13 protein-coding genes are annotated in these 19,408 nt (G+C 61.4%); 8 read left to right on the forward strand and 5 right to left on the reverse strand.

Translation table 11 applies throughout. The features are described from left to right. The first annotated feature begins 225 nt into the window (after positions 1–225). From U367_RS0105025 to U367_RS0105050, 6 genes are all read left to right on the forward strand, one after another. Entirely contained in the window at positions 226–1,530 is a 1,305-nt protein-coding gene (locus U367_RS0105025) for an MdtA/MuxA family multidrug efflux RND transporter periplasmic adaptor subunit (RefSeq protein WP_028615943.1), read from the forward strand. Next, on the forward strand, positions 1,527–4,628 hold the full coding sequence (locus U367_RS0105030) for an MdtB/MuxB family multidrug efflux RND transporter permease subunit (protein WP_016980347.1): 3,102 nt from the start codon (positions 1,527–1,529) through the stop codon (positions 4,626–4,628). The genes U367_RS0105025 and U367_RS0105030 overlap by 4 nt, the downstream gene beginning before the upstream one ends. Next, positions 4,625–7,732, forward strand: a complete 3,108-nt coding sequence (locus U367_RS0105035) for an efflux RND transporter permease subunit (protein ID WP_028615944.1) — start codon at positions 4,625–4,627, stop codon at positions 7,730–7,732. Before U367_RS0105030 ends, U367_RS0105035 begins: the two co-directional genes overlap by 4 nt. Continuing rightward, positions 7,729–9,309 (forward strand): efflux transporter outer membrane subunit, encoded by a 1,581-nt coding sequence (locus tag U367_RS0105040; RefSeq protein ID WP_122554762.1) that lies wholly within the window; start codon positions 7,729–7,731, stop codon positions 9,307–9,309. The genes U367_RS0105035 and U367_RS0105040 overlap by 4 nt, the downstream gene beginning before the upstream one ends. Positions 9,310–9,550: 241 nt before the next feature. Then, positions 9,551–11,647 (forward strand): putative bifunctional diguanylate cyclase/phosphodiesterase, encoded by a 2,097-nt coding sequence (locus tag U367_RS0105045; RefSeq protein ID WP_028615946.1) that lies wholly within the window; start codon positions 9,551–9,553, stop codon positions 11,645–11,647. A gap of 54 nt (positions 11,648–11,701) precedes the next feature. Next, positions 11,702–12,448 (forward strand): SDR family oxidoreductase, encoded by a 747-nt coding sequence (locus U367_RS0105050; protein ID WP_028615947.1) that lies wholly within the window; start codon positions 11,702–11,704, stop codon positions 12,446–12,448. A gap of 8 nt (positions 12,449–12,456) precedes the next feature. Here U367_RS0105050 and U367_RS0105055 read toward each other — a convergent pair whose 3' ends face one another. From U367_RS0105055 to U367_RS0105070, 4 genes are all read right to left on the reverse strand, one after another. After that, entirely contained in the window at positions 12,457–12,915 is a 459-nt protein-coding gene (locus tag U367_RS0105055; RefSeq protein WP_032864137.1) for a hypothetical protein, read from the reverse strand. 68 nt (positions 12,916–12,983) lie between these two features. Then, complete coding sequence (gene mapR, locus U367_RS0105060) at positions 12,984–14,393, reverse strand: GntR family transcriptional regulator MpaR (RefSeq protein ID WP_028615949.1); 1,410 nt, start codon at positions 14,391–14,393, stop codon at positions 12,984–12,986. A gap of 97 nt (positions 14,394–14,490) precedes the next feature. Continuing rightward, positions 14,491–15,900, reverse strand: coding sequence for a cytochrome c oxidase accessory protein CcoG (gene ccoG / locus U367_RS0105065; RefSeq protein WP_028615950.1), 1,410 nt, complete (start codon positions 15,898–15,900; stop codon positions 14,491–14,493). Between the two features lie 184 nt (positions 15,901–16,084). Then, positions 16,085–16,324, reverse strand: a complete 240-nt coding sequence (locus U367_RS0105070) for a DUF3203 family protein (RefSeq protein WP_028615951.1) — start codon at positions 16,322–16,324, stop codon at positions 16,085–16,087. A gap of 121 nt (positions 16,325–16,445) precedes the next feature. Here U367_RS0105070 and U367_RS0105075 point away from each other — a divergent pair, with 121 nt between their 5' ends. Then, complete coding sequence (locus U367_RS0105075) at positions 16,446–16,937, forward strand: MgtC/SapB family protein (protein WP_012723945.1); 492 nt, start codon at positions 16,446–16,448, stop codon at positions 16,935–16,937. On the opposite strand, the gene U367_RS1000000132015 is transcribed toward U367_RS0105075, so the two are convergent. Continuing rightward, positions 16,915–17,091 carry a hypothetical protein gene (locus U367_RS1000000132015; protein WP_162834919.1) on the reverse strand — a complete coding sequence of 59 codons (177 nt, stop codon included), beginning with the start codon at positions 17,089–17,091 and terminating at the stop codon, positions 16,915–16,917. The two genes, U367_RS0105075 and U367_RS1000000132015, sit on opposite strands and share 23 nt — an antisense overlap. Positions 17,092–17,295: 204 nt before the next feature. Between U367_RS1000000132015 and U367_RS0105080 the strand changes: the two genes are divergently transcribed. Then, entirely contained in the window at positions 17,296–19,284 is a 1,989-nt protein-coding gene (locus U367_RS0105080; protein WP_028615952.1) for an alpha-1,4-glucan--maltose-1-phosphate maltosyltransferase, read from the forward strand. Positions 19,285–19,408: the final 124 nt, after the last annotated feature.

A 19,408-nucleotide genomic window follows, 5' to 3' on the forward strand; every position in this document is an offset into this window, starting at 1 on the left:
CGGTACGTTACTGTCGTTTTGCAGTAACACGCTTGATGCATGATTGCGGCCTGGCCTAGTCCAGGCCGTTTTTATTGGTAGCTCAGATGCTTAGCGAAACGGCCGATGAACTAAGGTCAGAAGTTAAAAGTTGTAAGCCCAAGGTAAATAGCCGGTAAAGGCGCTTTTCTAAATGCGCCCCAGTGCTTATCTTTCAGCCTCCCAAAGAAGAAGCTCTCGCGCCCAATGGTTGATCACTCCATGCAATCCTCCCCCCGTAAGTCCCGCCGCTGGCTGTTCGGCCTGCTTGTGCTGCTGGTTATCGCCGGCCTGTGCTGGAAGTTCTGGCCCGCCAGCCACAAGGATGCCGCCGCGCAGGCGCCAGCCGGACGTGCCGGCAAGTCGGGGATGATGCGCCCGGGTTTCGGTGGCTCTACCGGTCCGGTGCCAGTGCGCGTGGCGCCTGCGGTGCTGGGCGAATTCCCGGTGTACTACAAGGCCTTGGGCACCGTCACCGCGCTCAACACCATCAATGTGCGCAGCCGGGTGGGCGGTGAGTTGGTAAAGATCGCCTTTGAAGAAGGCCAGATGGTCAAGGCCGGTGACCTGCTCGCCGAGATCGACCCGCGCAGTTACCAGAACGCCTTGCTCCAGGCCCAGGGTACGCTGATGCAGAACCAGGCCCAGTTGAAAAACGCCCAGGTCGACGTGCAGCGTTACCGCGACCTGTACGCCCAGGACAGTATCGCCAAGCAGACCCTGGACACCGCCGAAGCGCTGGTCCTGCAATACCAGGGCACGGTCAAGACCAACCAGGGTGCGGTGGATGACGCCAAGCTCAACCTCGAATTCACCAAGATCCGAGCGCCGATCAGTGGCCGCGTCGGCCTGCGCCAGGTGGACGTCGGCAACCTGGTGGCAGCCAACGACACCACGTTCCTCGCCGTGATTACCCAGACCCAGCCAATCAGCGTGGCCTTCACCCTGCCGGAAAATACCCTGGAAACCGTACTCACCCGCTACCACGCCGGCAACAAGCTGCCCGTGGAAGCCTGGGACCGTGGCGACGTGAAGCAACAGGCGACCGGCGTGCTGCAGAGCCTGGACAACCAGATCGACGTCACCACTGGCACCCTGAAATTCAAGGCGCGTTTCGATAACAAGGACCAGGCGCTGTTCCCCAACCAGTTCGTCAATGTGCACCTGCTGGCCGATACCCTGCACAACGTGGTGCTGGCGCCGTCGGCGGCGATCCAGTTCGGCAACACCGGCACTTTTGTCTACGTGCTGGACGGTGACAAGAAGGTCAAGGTGCAGCCCCTGGTGATTGGTGACACAGATGGCGACAACACCGTGATCAAAGAAGGCCTCAAGGCCGGCGATCGCGTGGTGCTGGAAGGCACCGACCGCTTGAAGGACGGCAGTGAAATCGAGGTGGTCAACGACAGCAGCGAAGTGCCGACCACCCCGACCGAGCACTTGCAAGGCAAACCCGCGGCGAAAGGGGAGACCGGCACCACTGCCGGCAAGGCGCAAAAGGTCGGTTCATGAACCTGTCGCGGCTGTTTATCCTTCGCCCGGTCGCCACCACGCTGAGCATGCTGGCCATTGTGTTGGCCGGCATCATTTCGTATCGCTTGCTGCCGGTGTCGGCCTTGCCCCAGGTGGATTACCCGACGATCCGTGTGATGACCCTTTACCCCGGCGCCAGCCCCGACGTGATGACCAGTGCGGTCACCGCGCCGCTGGAACGCCAGTTCGGGCAAATGCCCGGCCTTACGCAGATGGCCTCCACCAGCTCCGGCGGTGCGTCGGTGCTGACCCTGCGTTTCAACCTTGACATCAACATGGATGTCGCCGAGCAGCAGGTGCAGGCCGCGATCAACGCCGCGACCAACCTGTTGCCCAAGGACCTGCCGGCGCCGCCGGTGTACAACAAGGTCAACCCGGCGGATACCCCGGTACTGACCTTGGCAATCACCTCCAAGACCATGCTGCTGCCCAAACTCAATGACCTGGTCGACACGCGCATGGCGCAGAAAATCGCGCAGATCAGCGGCGTCGGCATGGTCAGCATCGCAGGCGGCCAACGTCAGGCCGTGCGCATCAAGGTCAACCCCGAGGCCCTGGCGGCCAATGGCTTGAACCTGTCGGACGTGCGTACCCTGATTGCCGCGTCCAACGTCAACCAGCCCAAGGGTAATTTCGACGGCCCCACCCGCGTGTCGATGCTCGACGCCAACGACCAATTGGTCTCGCCCCAGCAATACGCCGAACTGATCCTGGCCTACAACAATGGCGCGCCGCTGCGCCTGAAAGACGTGGCCCAGATCGTCGACGGCGCCGAAAACGAACGCCTTGCCGCCTGGGCCAACGAAAACCAGGCTGTGCTGCTGAATATCCAGCGCCAGCCGGGGGCCAACGTGATCGAGGTGGTGGACCGCATCAAGGCGCTGTTACCGAGCATCACTGACAACCTGCCGGCCGGCCTCGACGTGACGGTACTCACCGACCGTACCCAGACCATCCGCGCCTCGGTCAAAGACGTGCAGCACGAATTGCTCATCGCCATTGCCCTGGTGGTGATGGTGACGTTCCTGTTCCTGCGCCGGGTCAGCGCCACGATCATTCCCTCCATAGCCGTGCCGCTGTCCCTGGTGGGCACCTTTGGCGTGATGTACTTGGCGGGGTTCTCCATCAATAACCTCACGCTCATGGCGCTGACCATTGCCACCGGGTTTGTGGTGGACGATGCCATCGTGATGCTGGAGAACATCTCCCGTTATATCGAGGAAGGCGAAACCCCGCTGGCCGCCGCGCTCAAGGGCGCCAAGCAGATCGGCTTCACCTTGATTTCCCTGACCCTGTCGCTGATCGCCGTACTGATCCCGCTGTTATTCATGGCAGACGTGGTCGGGCGCCTGTTCCGCGAATTCGCCATCACCCTGGCGGTGGCGATCCTGATTTCCCTGGTGGTGTCCCTGACCCTCACGCCGATGATGTGCGCACGCTTGCTCAAGCGTGAGCCCAAGGAGGAAGAGCAAAGCCGCTTCTACAAGGCCAGCGGCGCCTGGATCGATTGGTTGATCGCGCGTTATGGCAGCATGCTGCAGTGGGTGCTCAAGCATCAGCCGCTGACCCTGTTGGTGGCCATCGCGACCCTGGGCCTGACCGTGTTCCTATATCTGATCGTGCCCAAGGGTTTCTTCCCGGTGCAGGACACCGGCGTGATCCAGGGCATTTCGGAAGCGCCACAGTCGATTTCATTTGCCGCCATGAGCCAGCGCCAGCAGGACCTGGCGAAGATCATCCTCGCCGATCCCGCTGTGGAAAGCCTGTCTTCCTATATTGGTGTGGACGGCGATAACGCCACCCTCAACAGCGGGCGCCTGCTGATCAACCTCAAGGCCCACGGCCAGCGCGACCTGAGCGCGGCCCAGGTGATCACCCGTTTGCAGCCGGAAATCGACAAGCTGGTGGGTATCCGCCTGTTCATGCAGCCGGTGCAGGATTTGACCATCGAAGACCGCGTGAGCCGCACCCAGTACCAATTCAGCATGTCCTCGCCGGACGCCGAGTTGCTGGCACTGTGGAGTGACAAACTGGTCCACGCGTTGAGCCAGTTGCCCGAACTCACTGACGTCGCCAGCGACCTGCAGGACAAGGGCTTGCAGGTGTACCTGGTGATCGACCGCGACGCGGCTTCGCGCCTGGGCGTCAGCGTATCGACCATTACCGACGCGTTGTATGACGCCTTCGGCCAGCGGCAGATCTCCACCATCTACACCCAGGCCAGCCAGTACCGCGTGGTGTTGCAGGCCCAGTCCGGCGAAACCCTCGGCCCGGATGCGCTGAACCAGATCCACGTGAAAACCACCGACGGCGGCCAGGTGCGCCTGTCCAGCCTGGCCCGTGTGGAACAGCGCCAGGCGCAATTGGCGATTGCGCATATCGGCCAGTTCCCGGCAGTGATGATGTCGTTCAACCTGGCCCCCGGCGTTGCGCTGGGCAAAGGCGTGGAGCTGATCAACCAGACCCAGAAAGACATCGGCATGCCGGTGGGTGTGCAGACTCAGTTCCAGGGCGCGGCCCAGGCCTTCGAAGCCTCGCTGTCGAGCACTTTGCTGCTGATCCTGGCGGCGGTGGTCACCATGTACATCGTGCTGGGTGTGCTCTACGAGAGCTATATCCACCCGATCACCATTCTCTCGACCTTGCCGTCGGCGGCGGTGGGGGCCTTGCTGGCGTTGCTGCTCAGCGGCAATGACCTGGGCATGATCGCGATCATCGGCATCATCTTGCTGATCGGTATCGTCAAGAAGAACGCGATCATGATGATCGACTTCGCCCTCGACGCCGAACGCAACCAGGGCCTTGACCCGCAGACCGCGATCTACCAGGCGGCGCTGCTGCGCTTCCGGCCCATCCTGATGACCACGCTGGCCGCATTGTTCGGCGCGGTGCCGTTGATGCTCGCCACCGGTTCCGGTGCGGAATTGCGTCAGCCGCTGGGGCTGGTGATGGTGGGTGGCCTGCTGGTGAGCCAGGTGCTCACCCTGTTCACCACGCCGGTGATCTACCTGTATTTCGACCGCCTCGGCCGCCGCTGGCGCAAAGAGCCGCAAAGCCTGGAGCCGGTTGAGTCATGAACCTGTCCGGACCCTTCATCCGCCGGCCGGTCGCGACCATGCTGCTGAGCCTGGCGATCCTGTTGCTGGGCGGCGTGAGCTTCAACCTGTTGCCGGTGTCACCGCTGCCGCAGATCGACTTCCCGGTGATCGTGGTGTCGGCCAGCTTGCCCGGTGCCAGCCCCGAGGTGATGGCGTCTACGGTGGCGACGCCGCTGGAGCGCTCGTTCGGCGCGATTGCCGGCATCACCACCATGAGCAGTTCGTCGAGCCAGGGTTCTACGCGGGTGATCCTGGCGTTCGACTCCGACCGCGATATCAACGGCGCGGCGCGGGAAGTGCAGGCGGCGATCAATGCCTCGCGCAATCTGCTGCCCAGCGGTATGCGCAGCATGCCCACGTACAAGAAGATCAACCCGTCCCAGGCGCCGATCATGGTGCTGTCGCTGACCTCGGATGTGTTGCAAAAGGGCCAACTGTACGACCTGGCCTCGACCATTCTGTCGCAGAGCCTGTCCCAGGTGCCTGGCGTTGGGGAAGTGCAGATCGGCGGCAGTTCCTTGCCAGCGGTGCGCATCGAGCTCGAACCCAAGGCCCTCGACCAGTACGGCGTGGCCCTCGACGATGTGCGCAACACCATCGCCAACGCTAATCAGCGCCGGCCCAAGGGTTCCCTGGAAGACAGCCAGCGCAACTGGCAGATCCAGGCCAATGACCAGTTGGAAAAGGCCAAGGACTACGAGCCGCTGCTGATCCGCTACCAGAACGGCGCGGCCCTGCGCCTGGGCGACGTGGCCAAGATCAGTGACGGCGTGGAAGACCGCTACAACAGCGGTTTCTTCAACAACGAACCGGCGGTGCTGCTGGTGATCAACCGCCAGTCTGGCGCCAACATCATCGAGACGGTCCGGCAGATCAAGGCACAGTTACCGGCGTTGCAGGCGGTGCTGCCGTCCAGCGTCAAGCTGAGCCTGGCCATGGACCGCTCGCCGGTGATCACCGCGACCTTGCACGAAGCCGAGATGACCTTGCTCATCGCCGTGGGCCTGGTGATCCTGGTGGTGTACCTGTTCCTCGGTAACTTCCGCGCCTCGCTGATCCCCACCCTGGCGGTGCCGGTCTCACTGGTGGGCACTTTTGCGGTGATGTACCTGTACGGGTTCTCGCTGAACAACTTCTCGTTGATGGCGTTGATCCTGGCCACCGGTTTGGTGGTGGACGATGCCATCGTGGTGCTGGAGAACATTTCGCGGCATATCGACGAAGGCGTGCCGCCAATGAAGGCGGCGTACCTGGGGGCCCAGGAAGTCGGCTTTACCTTGCTGTCGATGAACGTGTCGCTGGTGGCGGTGTTCCTCTCCATCCTGTTCATGGGTGGGATTGTCACCAACCTGTTCCGCGAGTTTTCCATCACCCTGTCGGCGGCGATCATTGTGTCGCTGATTGTCTCGCTGACCCTCACCCCGATGCTCTGCGCGCGTTGGCTCAAGCCCCATGTCAAAACCCAGATGACCGGTCTGCAGCGCTGGAGCCAGAAGATCAACGACCGCATGGTCGCCGGCTACGCCACCAGTCTGGACTGGGTGTTGCGCCATCGTCGCCTGACCCTGCTCAGCCTGTTGCTGACCATCGGCATGAACGTGGCGCTGTACGTGGTGGTGCCAAAAACCTTTATGCCGCAGCAGGACACTGGCCAGTTGATCGGTTTTGTACGCGGTGACGACGGCCTGTCGTTCAGTGTGATGCAGCCGAAAATGGAAACCTTCCGCAAGGCGGTGCTCAAGGACCCGGCGGTGCTCAGCGTGGCCGGCTTCATCGGCGGCAACAACGGCACCAACAATGCGGTGATGCTGGTGCGCCTGAAGCCCATCAGCGAGCGCAAGATTTCCGCCCAGGCGGTGATCGAGCGTCTGCGCAAGGAGGTGCCGCTGGTGCCGGGCGGGCGGTTGTTCCTGATGGCCGATCAGGACCTGCAATTCGGCGGCAGCCGCGACCAGACCAGCGCGCAGTATTCCTACATCCTGCAAAGCGGCGACCTGGCGGCATTGCGCCTTTGGTATCCGAAAGTAGTCGCCGCCTTGCGCGAGTTGCCCGAACTGACCGCCATCGACGCCCGTGAAGGCCGGGGCGCGGCGCAGGTCACGCTGATTGTCGACCGCGACCAGGCCAAGCGCCTGGGCATCGACATGAATATGGTCACGGCGGTGCTCAACAACGCCTACAGCCAGCGGCAGATTTCCACCATCTATGACAGCCTCAACCAGTACCAGGTGGTGATGGAGGTCAATCCAAAATATGCCCAGGACCCGATCACGCTCAACCAGATGCAGGTGATTACCTCCACGGGCGCACGGGTGCCGCTGTCGACCATTGCCCATTATGAGAACAGCCTGGCCGACGACCGCGTCAGCCACGAAGGCCAGTTCGCCTCGGAGAACATCGCGTTCGACATGGCCCCCGGCGTGACGGTGGAGCAGGGCACCGCCGCTATCGAACGGGCGATTGCCAAGGTCGGCTTGCCCGAAGACGTGATCGCCAAGATGGCCGGTACCGCCGATGCCTTTGCAGCCACGCAGAAGGGCCAGCCGTTCATGATCCTCGGCGCGCTGGTGGCGGTGTACCTGGTGCTGGGCATTCTGTATGAAAGCTATATTCACCCGCTGACCATCCTCTCGACCTTGCCGTCGGCCGGTGTAGGCGCGATGCTCGCGATCTACCTGACCGGGGGCGAATTCAGTCTGATTTCCTTGCTGGGGCTGTTCCTGCTGATCGGCGTGGTGAAGAAAAACGCGATCCTGATGATCGACCTGGCCTTGCAGTTGGAACGCCACGATGGCATGAACCCGCTGGAATCAATCCGCAGCGCCTGCCTGTTGCGTTTGCGCCCGATCCTGATGACCACTCTGGCAGCCATCCTCGGCGCCTTGCCGTTGCTGCTGGGGGCGGGCGATGGTGCGGAAATGCGCCGTCCGTTGGGCCTGACGATTATCGGCGGCCTGGTGTTCAGCCAGGTCCTGACCCTTTACACCACCCCGGTGGTCTACCTCTATCTCGACCGCGCGCGCCATCGCTTCAACAAATGGCGCGGCGTGCGTACCGATGCTGCCCTGGACACTGCGCTATGACCGATTCAACTCACGCCAATGCACCACGTCCGCGCGATTCAACGACTCCCGGCGTACCGCATTCCCCTGTAGGAGCCGGCTTGCCGGCGATAAACGCCCAGGCACCACGTACCTCCCGGTTGGGCGCGTTATCGTTGGCGACCTTCGCGAGCAAGCTCGCACCTACGGTGGGGTTGGCGTTGTTGCTCAGCGCCTGCGCCGTTGGCCCGGACTACCACCGGCCAGAGGTCATCGAGCCGGCGCAATTCAAGGAAGCCCAAGGCTGGCGCCAAGCCACCCCAAGCGACTCCCTGGCCCGTGGCGCCTGGTGGGAACTGTACGGCGACCGTCAGCTCAACGACCTAGTAGTACGCCTGAACACGTCCAACCAAACCGTAGCCCAGGCCGAAGCACGCTTCCGCCAGGCCCAGGCCCTGGTGCGCAGCTCCCGGGGCGCGTTTTACCCGACTGTCGACCTGAGCGTCGGGAAAACCCGCGCCAGCCAGGGCACCGGCAGCAGCAACGCGAGCCTGAGCAGCTCCAGCAGCGGCATCCGCGACACCCTCAATGCCCAGTTGGGCGTGAGCTGGGAAGCGGACATCTGGGGCAAATTGCGCCGTGGCCTGGAAGCCAATGAAGCCAGCGCCGAAGCCAGCTCTGCGGATTTGGCGGCGATGCGCCTGAGCCAACAATCGGAACTGGTGCAAAGCTACCTGCAACTGCGCGTCATGGATGAACAGACGCGCTTGCTGCAAGCCACGCTGGAGACCTATCAGCGCTCCCTGCAAATGACCGAAAACCAATACCGTGCCGGGGTTTCCGGCAAGGACGCGGTGGCCCAGGCACAAACCCAGCTCAAGACCACCCAGGCCAGCCTGATCGACCTGATCTGGCAGCGCGCCCAGCTGGAAAACGCGATTGCAGTGTTGATCGGCGAAGCGCCGGCCAACTTCAACCTGGCGGTGAGCAAGGACATCCCGGCACTGCCGCAGATTCCAGTGAGCCTGCCATCGCAACTGCTGGAGCGCCGCCCGGACATCGCCTCGGCCGAACGCTCGGTGATTGCCGCCAACGCCAACATCGGCGTGGCCAAGGCCGCCTACTACCCGGACCTGAGCCTTAGCCTGGCCGGTGGTTACTCCAGCAGCACCTACGCCGACTGGATCAGCCTGCCGAACCGCTTCTGGTCGGTGGGGCCAAAACTGGCCATGACGTTGTTTGACGGTGGCCAACGGTCAGCGGAAGTCGACCGCACCATCGCCAGCTACGACGAGACTGTCGCCAAGTACCGCCAGACCGTGCTGGATGGTTTCCGTGAAGTGGAAAACTACATGGTGCAGCTCAAGGTGCTGGAAGACGAGGCGGTGGTCAGCAATGAAGCACTGGACGCCGCCCGTGAATCGTTACGTCTGACCCAGAACCAATACAAGGCGGGGCTGATTGCCTACCTGGATGTGGTCACCACGCAAGCCACAGCCCTGAGCAACGAACGCACGGTATTGACGTTGCTGCAGACACGCCTGGTGGCCAGTGTGCAATTGATCGCGGCATTGGGCGGTGGCTGGGACGGGCAGACGCCGATTGCCGAGAAAGACTGACTCTGCAACGCCGGTCATCTGTAGAAGCCGGCTTGCCGGCTTCTACAGGGGGGGTGAAGGTCGACCTCCGCGCAGTGCAAAGGCGCGGTCGTCGAGGGTCTTTTGAGCCAGTAGATTGGCGTCAAAATGCCACTAATGGCCCTCTGATAATTAATCAACTGCTCAAGAATTATTCTCGCTACAATCGCCCGCTTTGCCACCTGGCACGGGCGTCTCAGGCCCGCTGCGCACGAGAAGTCCCATGCTCATCGGTAGTTATTCACCCTCACTGGTCGTGATCTCACTGTTCGTTGCGATCCTGGCTTCCTACACCGCACTGGATCTCTCCGGTCGCATCGCTACCGCCAAAGGTCGTACCGTTTATCTATGGATAGCCGGCGGCGCCATGGCGATGGGTGTGGGGGTGTGGTCGATGCATTTCATCGGCATGCTGGCGCTGCGCTTGCCGTTTGCCCTGGGCTTCGATTTGGGCATCACCGCGCTGTCGTTGTTGATCGCGGTGTTGTCGAGCGGCTTTGCCTTGTGGTTGATCAGCCAGCCGCGTTTGCCTGCCTGGCAACTGGGGTTTGGCGCGCTGGTCATGGGCACCGGCATCGCGTGCATGCATTACACCGGCATGGCCGCGATGCGCATGACCCCAGGCATCGACTATGACCCCACCTTGTTTGGCGCGTCGTTGCTGATCGCCGTGGTCGCGTCTGGCGCGGCACTGTGGATCGCCCACAATTTGCGCCGTAACACACCGTACGTGCGGCTTTTACGAGGTGGCGCAGCGGTGGTAATGGGCTTTGCCATCGTCGGCATGCATTACACCGGCATGGCCGCGGCTCGTTTCGCCGATGACAGTTTCTGCGGTGCCGCGCTGAACGGCCTGAGCGGCAAGGGCCTGGATAACCTGGTGCTGGTCACGACCCTGGCGGTGCTGGCCATCGCCTTGCTCACCTCGCTGCTCGACGCCCGCCTGGAAGCCCGCACCGCCGTGCTGGCCGATTCCCTGACCCAAGCCAACCAGGAACTGACCCACCTGGCCCTGCACGACATGCTCACTGGCCTGCCGAATCGCACGTTGCTGGCCGATCGCATTCAACAGGCCATGCAAGCGGTGAAAGAGCAGGGCGGTTGCTTTGCGCTGATGTTTATCGACCTCGACGGCTTCAAGCCGGTCAACGATGCCTTTGGTCATCATATGGGTGACCAATTGTTGCGTGAAGTCGGCCTGCGCCTGCGCGAAGACTTGCGCAGCCAGGACACCTTGGCGCGCATCGGCGGCGATGAGTTTGTGTTGCTGGTGCAACTGAGCCAGCCGGACGATGCCCTTGGTCTTGCCGAACGCCAGGTGATCTTGATCAACCGCGCCTTCCAGGTGGCCGAGCATGAGCTGAAGATCTCTGCCAGCGTCGGCATCGCAATGTTCCCGGGTAACGGTAGCAACCCTCAGGAATTGCTGATGAACGCCGACGCCGCGATGTACCACGCCAAAGGCATGGGCAAGAACGGCTACAGCTTCTTTGACGTGTCGATGAACAACAACGCACGCAAGCAATTGCAGCTGTTGCAGGACTTGCGCAATGCGGTGGAACAGGAGCAATTGCGCCTGTACTACCAACCCAAGTTCGACGCGGTCAGCGGCATCCCGGTCGGCGCCGAAGCCTTGCTACGCTGGGAACACCCGCAGCAGGGGTTGCTGCTACCGGCGACGTTTATCGAACTGGCGGAAAAGACCGGCTTGATCATTCCGATTGGGGAGTGGGTGCTCAACGAAGCCTGCCGTCAAATGAGTCTGTGGTACGTTCAGGGCTACGAACATTGGCGCATCGCCGTGAACCTGTCGGCCTTGCAGTTCTGCCACGCCGGGTTGGTCAAGAGCGTGGCGGCGGCCCTTGAGCGGCACCAATTGCCGGCCAACAGCCTGACCCTGGAAATCACTGAAACCACGGCCATGAGCGACGCCGACGCGAGCATGACGGTGTTGCAGCAGCTGTCGGACATGGGCGTCGACTTGTCCATCGATGACTTCGGTACCGGTTATTCCAGCCTGATGTACCTCAAGCGCCTGCCGGCCAACGAACTGAAGATCGACCGAGGCTTTGTGCGCGACCTGGAACACGACAGCGACGACGCCGCCATCGTCTCGGCCATCGTCGCCCTTGGCCAGGCCCTAGGGTTACGGATTGTTGCCGAGGGTGTCGAGACGGATGTGCAGCAGAATTTCCTGACACGGCTTGGGTGTAATTCCCTGCAGGGTTACCTGCTGGGCCACCCGTTGCCAGCAGAGGGCTTCATGGCAGATATCCAACGCGCCGAAGAAGCCGTTGCGCCTGACAAAAGCCGCGCGTGACAGGTATTCTTGGATCCAACCCTAAACATCAGGTTGAATCAGGAGACCGCACGCATGGACAAAGTCGTCATCATCACCGGGGGCAGTCGTGGGATTGGCGCTGAGACGGCCTTGCTGGCCGCTCGCCAAGGCTATCGCATCTGCATCAACTACCAGTCCGACGAAGAGGCGGCCCACCGCGTACTCGAACAAGTGCGTGCGCTGGGCGCCCAAGCCATTGCCGTGCGGGCAGATGTGAGCATCGAGGATGAAGTGATCGCGTTGTACCACCGTGTAGACGCCGAGCTGGGCCGTGTGACCGCACTGGTCAACAATGCGGGCACGGTGGGGCACAAGTCCCGCGTTGACGAGATGTCCGAGTTCCGCATCCTGAAAATCATGAAGACCAACGTGCTCGGCCCGATCCTGTGCGCCAAGCATGCGGTGCTGCGCATGTCGCCCAAGCATGGCGGGCAGGGCGGCAGTATCGTCAACGTGTCGTCGGTGGCGGCTCGCTTGGGTTCGCCAGGTGAATATGTCGACTACGCAGCTTCCAAAGGTGCACTCGACACCTTCACCCTCGGTTTGTCAAAAGAGGTGGCGGGTGAGGGCATTCGCGTCAATGCCGTGCGCCCTGGCTATATATTCACCGACTTTCATGCCCTGAGCGGTGATCCGGAGAGGGTCAGCAAGCTTGAGTCCGGTATTCCCATGGCCCGGGGTGGGCGCCCGGATGAAGTGGCCGAGGCGATCATCTGGTTACTGTCGGACAAGGCTTCCTACGCCACTGGCACATTCCTCGATCTGGGCGGCGGTCGCTAGACGTCGGTTCAGGTGCGCAGATGGCGCAGCACTGGGTAACCCTCGTCGGAAAACGCCTTGAGTAGGCTGGCTTCCGAGTTATCCAGCCGGCTGTAGCCGTTGCTGGCGAAACCGTCGATTTTCCCGTTGCGGCTGTGGCTGCCGTTCAAGTAACGGTCGTCGAGGTTGTCGATAAAACGCAAGACTTTATCCAGGTCGTAGATCGCGTTCGCCCGGACCTCTGGGTTGGCGCTGTCCCAATCACCCACGTTTCGTTTCAAATCATCGATCAGGAGGTAATTGTCACGGTTGTCCAGGAAGCTTTTCAACACGGGGCTTTGTTCGATGATCCTGTCGGCCGAGCGATGGTCGCCGACAGGGCGGCCCATGGGGCCGTTCATCTCGCGCACTTGTTTCTGTTCGTCTGCACGCATGTAGTTTGGGGGTACCGGAAGCGGTGTGAGGTAGTAAGCGCTCGCTGTTAGCATGGGAAAACTCCAGGTTGAGAACAGGAAAAAGTTTCCTTGTGTGGCCTCCTGATGGATTCGGTTCCGATTCAAAACGAGCGCACGATTCTTCCCAGTGTTTCCATGGCTTTCTCCGACGCCTCGTTCCACGGGCTGCCGTAATTCAAGCGAATGCAGTTCCTGAAGCGCTGGGTCGCCGAGAAGATCGGCCCCGGCGCGATGCTGATGCCCTGCGCCAACGCCATCTGGAACAACTTCAACGAATCCGTCTGCTCCGGCAGCTCCAGCCACAGGAAATACCCGCCGGCCGGTTGGCTGACCCGGGTCTGTGCCGGGAAATAGCGGGCGATCGCGGCCAGCATGGCGCTTTGTTGTTCTTCCAGGGCATAGCGCAGTTTGCGCAGGTGCCGGTCATAACCGCCGTGCTGCAAGTAATCGGCAATCGCCGCCTGGGCCGGCATTGACGGACAGAGCGAGGTCATCAGCTTCAGCCGCTCAACCTTCTGCGCAAAGCGGCCGGCTGCCACCCAGCCTACGCGATAGCCCGGGGCCAGGCTTTTGGCGAAGGAGCCGCAATGCATCACCAAGCCTTCGGTATCGAACGCCTTGGCGGGTTTCGGCGCCTGTTGGCCGTAATAGAGTTCGGCGTACACATCGTCTTCGATCAAGGGCACCTGATGGCCGCGCAACAGTTCCACCAGGGCCTGTTTCTTGGCTTCCGGCAGGGTCGCGCCCATGGGGTTCTGGAAGCTGGTCATGGTCCAGCAGGCCTTGATCGGGTAGCGCTCAAGGCTTTGCGCGAGAGCGTTGAGGTCGATGCCGTCGCGCGGGTGCACCGGAATTTCCACCGCCTTGAGTTTCAAACGCTCCAGCACTTGCAGGCACGCGTAGAACGCCGGGGCTTCGATGGCCACCAGGTCACCCGGTTCGGTGACCGCCTGCAGGCACAGGTTCAAGGCCTCCAAAGCGCCGTTGGTGATCAGCAGTTCTTCCATCGGTAGCATCAGGCCGCTGACCATGTAGCGCAGGGCAATCTGCCGGCGCAGTTGCGGGTTGCCCGGCGACATGTCGGTGACCACCAGTCGCGGGTCCATTTCGCGGCTGGCGCTGGCCAGGGAGCGTGCCAGGCGCGGCAGCGGAAACAGCATGGGGCTGGGAAACGCCGAGCCGAACGGTACGGTGTTCGGGTCTTTGATCGAGTCGAGTACCGAGAACACCAGTTCGCTCACATCCACTTCGGTGGACTCATGCACCTGCTCGCTCACCACCGGCTCGGAAAATGGGCTGGGCGCATGGGTATTGACGAAGTAACCGGAGCGCGGTCGCGCGCGGATCAGGCCTCGGCGCTCCAGCAGGTAATAGGCCTGGAACACCGTGGACGGGCTGACGCCGTAGGTCTGGCTGGCGTAGCGCACCGACGGCACCCGCTGGCCGGGGCCAAGTACGCCGGAGCGAATCAGTTCTGCAATGTCGTCGGCGAATTTTTCGTAGCGTTTCATGGGGGCCTTAACAGTTTTTTCAGACTTGGCAGCGATTAAAATGTGGGAGCGAGCAAGCCCGCTCCCACATTTTAATCTCCACATATTCAGACAGATTTCAGCGGTTCAGCGGCGCCACGAAGCGGCTATCAGCGGCGCTGTAGATCCACGGCTCATCCACATCCGTGACCTTGAAACGCAAGGTCTGCGAACTGCTCGCCGGTTTATCCGCCAGCAATACCACCGACACCGGCACATCGGTGATTTCCCCAGGCGCAAGGCTGATCTCGCTCTTGCCTTGCAACTGGAAGCCGTCGGCGTCCACCAGTTCCAGGCGATAGTCCTGGCGCTGCTGGGTCTTGTTGATCACCTTGAGGCTGTAGATGTTCTCGATCAGACCTTGGGCGTTTTCACGGAACATGCCACGGTCCTTGGTCACGTCCAGCGACACCATCGGCCGCTCTACCAACGCCACTACCAACGCAGCAATCATCACCGACAGCACGGCACTGTAGCCGATCAGGCGCGGCCTTAGCAGGTGCGTCTTGCCGCCTTGGAGTTGATGTTCGCTGGTGTAGCTCACCAGGCCACGCGGGTAGCCCATCTTGTCCATGATCGAATCGCAGGCGTCGATGCACGCCGCGCAGCCAATGCACTCCATTTGCAGGCCGTCGCGGATGTCGATGCCGGTGGGGCAGACCTGCACGCACAACTGGCAGTCGATGCAGTCGCCCAGGCCGACGTCGGCAGGTTTGACTTCACGTTTGCGCGGGCCACGGCTTTCGCCGCGCGCCACGTCGTAGGAAATGGTCAGGGTGTCTTTGTCGAACATCACGCTCTGGAACCGCGCATACGGGCACATGTGCATGCACACCGCTTCGCGCAGCCAACCGGCGTTGATGTAGGTGGCGCCGGTAAAGAACAGTACCCAGAACAGGCTGACGCCGCCCATCTGCCAGGTCAGCAGTTCGGTCGCCAGAGGGCGGATCGGCGTGAAATAACCGACAAACGTCAGGCCGGTCAGCACGCTGATCCCCAGCCACAAGGTGTGCTTGGCCGAGCGGCGCGCCAGCTTGTTCAGGCTCCAGGGCGCGGCGTGCAGCTTGATACGCTGGTTGCGTTCGCCTTCGGTGACTTTTTCGCACCACATGAACAGCCAGGTAAACGAGCTTTGCGGGCAGGTGTAGCCGCACCACACGCGGCCGGCAAACACGGTGATCGCAAACAGTCCGAAGGCGCAGATGATCAACAGTGCCGACAACAGGATGAAATCCTGCGGCCAGAAAGTCGCGCCAAAGATATGGAATTTGCTTTCAGCCAGGTCCCACAGCACCGCCTGCCGATCGTCCCAGTTCAGCCACACCGTGCCGAAAAACGCCAGGAACAGGAAGGCTGCACCGCTCACGCGCAAGGTACGGAACAGGCCGGTGAAACTGCGGGTATGAATCAGGTTGTCGCTGGATTTGGCCTTCACCTTCTTTGGGTGTGTGGGCTCAAAAATTTCCACGGTTGGGATGTGTTCGCTCATGGTCGTTCGCTCATCAGCCTCCATCAGGCGGATGAACTATGCGCGTGACGCTGTTTGCATAACAGACTCAGCTACGGCGATAAAAAGCGGATCAGATGGGGCGGGGGAACAGCAGTGCGACAATGTGCTGCACCCCATGGGACCAGGGGTGCAGCGTTATTTCGACGGCGCTGACACAGATCAATTAAATCAGCGAACCAGGTTCTTCGACCTTCACATGCTGACGTCCATCGTGGGCACCCGCCACTGTCAGGGCGTCCGCCTCGGCCTCAGTGATATAGATCCGTTCTGCGGCCAGTTCTACGTAGGACATCGACTTGTCGAGGTCAGTAACAATATTGACCCGGGTCGCTGGCACGCTCTGTTCCTGGCCATTGTCATCAAGCGTGAAGTAGCACAGTTGGTTTTCGATACGAATGGGCATGCCGTTCTCCTTATCTGTGGGCGATATAAGGTTAGGGCCCAGCGATGTGTGGGGGTTCCAGGCAACTGACTGGCGGTCGCTGCTGTCCATCCATTACCAATAATGACAAAGGACAGCATCCATGGACGCCTGGTGGCATGAAGTGTGGCAAACCCTGCAAGCCGAGTTCGCCGACATCGGCGACGCCAAGCAACTCACCCAGATCACCGTGCGCCTGCTGATCGCCGCCATCCTGGGCGGCATCCTCGGCTTTGAGCGAGAGAGCAAGGGCAAGGCCGCCGGGGTGCGCACCCATATGCTGGTGGCGTTGGGCGCTGCATTGTTCGTGATGGTGCCGCAAATGTCCGGCAATCAGGCGGATGCCATGAGCCGGGTGGTGCAGGGGGTGATTGCGGGGATCGGCTTTCTGGGCGCCGGTACGATCATCAAGGGCAAGGATGATGAAGAAGGCCACGTCAAAGGCCTGACCACCGCTGCCGGTTTGTGGATGACCGCTGCGATTGGGGTCTCAGCCGGGTTGGGCCGGGAATCGACAGCGGTGCTGAGTACCTTGCTGGCATTGGCGGTGTTCAGCGTCATGCCAAAAATCGTCAAGCGTTTCGAGAAGGACTGACAATCACGGGCGGCATGGTCGTCGGCGGTTCCTCTACCGGTGGCGGCTCATTTTCGGGCGGTTCTTTTTCCGGAATCGGTTCCGGTTGGGTCGGTGGCAGCGTGGGTTTGTCGATATTCGGGTCCGGCGTTTCCGCTGGGATCGGGATATTCATCGGTGTGGCCTCCTTTGTGCTTTGCTCTATCGGTGGACAGCCGCCGGGGCGAATTGATTCCCCGCTCAATGGCAGTACATCCAGCTGAACTTTTATCGCGGGCCCGGGCTCGGACCTATGACGGCCTTGCTCAGGGAGAGCAGCGTCGTATCAGAATTCGGATCAAGCAATGAGCGTCCATAGGGCGTAAGGGGAAGATGCTCGATGACTGCTGAAACACTGACTCCAGATGAATCCTTGTTACCGTTGTCCCAGGCCTTGTTGCTGCCCAGGATCGCCATCGAAAGCACCACCCCCGTGATTGACGGCGGCGAATTCGCCGTAAAAGCCGTGGTGGGCCAGCGCGTCAATGTCACCAGCAAAGTCTTCGCCGACGGCCATGACAAGCTCGCTGTCCTCATCCGCTGGCGCCCGCTGCAGGACGAAAGCTGGCACAGCGTGGTCATGACCGACGTGGGCAACAACGGCTGGGAGGGCGCGTTTACCGTGGCCCAGCAAGGCCCTCACGAATACTGCATCGAAGCCTGGATCGATACCTTTGCCAGCTTTTGCTACGAGTTGCGCAAAAAACATGAGGCCGGCGTGCCGGTCAGCCTGGAGTTGCAGGAAGGCCGCAGCCTGGTGTTGCAGGCCGCCGAGCGCAGTGACAATGAGCTACGTGACCGTCTGATGCTGTTGCACCACGAACTCTCCGGCCTGCTGGAAACCGAGCAGGTTGCGCAGTTCCTGCACGAAGACAGTGCACACCTGATGACCCAGGCCGATCATCGCGCCTATCTGAGCATCAGCACGGTGTACCCCATCGATGTGGAGCGCGAAGCGGCGCTCTTTGCCAGTTGGTACGAGCTGTTCCCGCGCTCGATCACCGACGATCCCGCGCGCCACGGCACCTTTAATGACGTGCACTCGCGCCTGTCGATGATCCATGACATGGGTTTTGACGTGCTGTATTTCCCGCCAATTCATCCCATCGGCCGCAGCCACCGCAAAGGCAAGAACAATTCCCTGACCGCCGGCCCGGATGATCCGGGCAGCCCCTATGCCATCGGCAGCGAAGACGGCGGCCATGAGGCGATTCATCCGCAACTGGGCAGCCGCGACGACTTTCGCCGCCTGGTCCAGGCGGCCGCCGAGCATGGTCTGGAAATCGCCTTGGACTTCGCCATCCAGTGCTCCCAGGACCATCCATGGCTCAAGGAGCATCCGGGCTGGTTCAATTGGCGCCCTGACGGCACGATCAAATACGCGGAGAACCCGCCGAAGAAGTACCAAGACATCGTCAATGTCGACTTCTACGCCGCGGACGCAATCCCAAGCCTGTGGACCGAGCTGCGCGACATCGTCGTGGGCTGGGTGGAAGAGGGCGTGAAGACCTTTCGCGTCGACAACCCCCACACCAAGCCGCTGCCGTTCTGGCAATGGCTGATCAGCGATGTGCGCGCCAAGCACCCCGAGGTGATATTCCTTGCCGAGGCATTCACCACGCCGGCGATGATGGCGCGCCTGGGCAAGGTCGGCTATTCCCAGAGCTACACCTATTTCACCTGGCGCAATACCAAGGCCGAATTGAGCGAATACCTGACGCAGTTGAATGAGTCGCCGTGGCGCGAATGCTACCGGCCGAATTTCTTCGTGAATACGCCGGACATCAACCCGGCCTTCCTGCACGAATCCGGCCGTCCCGGCTTTTTGATCCGTGCCGCGCTGGCCACCATGGGTTCAGGCCTGTGGGGCATGTATTCCGGCTTCGAACTCTGCGAAGCGGCCCCGGTGCCGGGCAAAGAAGAATACCTGGACTCGGAGAAATACGAGATTCGTCCACGGGACTTCACCGCGCCCGGCAACATCATTGCCGAAATCGCCCAGCTCAACCGTATCCGTCGGCAGAACCCGGCCTTGCAGACGCATCTGGGGCTCAAGCTCTACAACGCCTGGAACGACAACATCCTGTATTTCGGCAAGCACAGCGAGGATGGCAGCAACTTCATTCTGGTTGCAGTGAACCTTGATCCCTTCAATGCCCAGGAAGCCCATTTCGAGCTACCACTGTGGGAGTTGGGCCTGCCGGACGACGCCCAGACCCAGGGCGAGGACTTGATGAACGGCCATCGCTGGACCTGGTATGGCAAAAGCCAGTGGATGCGGCTGGAGCCGCAGATGCCGTTTGGGATCTGGCGTATTACCACTTCTTGAAACCGGACCTGTAGGAGCCGGCTTGCCGGCGATAAGGCCCCTGGCGTCGCTGCATGGCTCAAGTACGCCATCGCCGGCAAGCCGGCTCCTACAGTGACCGCGTTTCTCCCGTTCGAATATTCCA

The organism is Pseudomonas canadensis (genome assembly GCF_000503215.1).
GTDB classification, from domain to species: Bacteria; Pseudomonadota; Gammaproteobacteria; order Pseudomonadales; family Pseudomonadaceae; genus Aquipseudomonas; species Aquipseudomonas canadensis.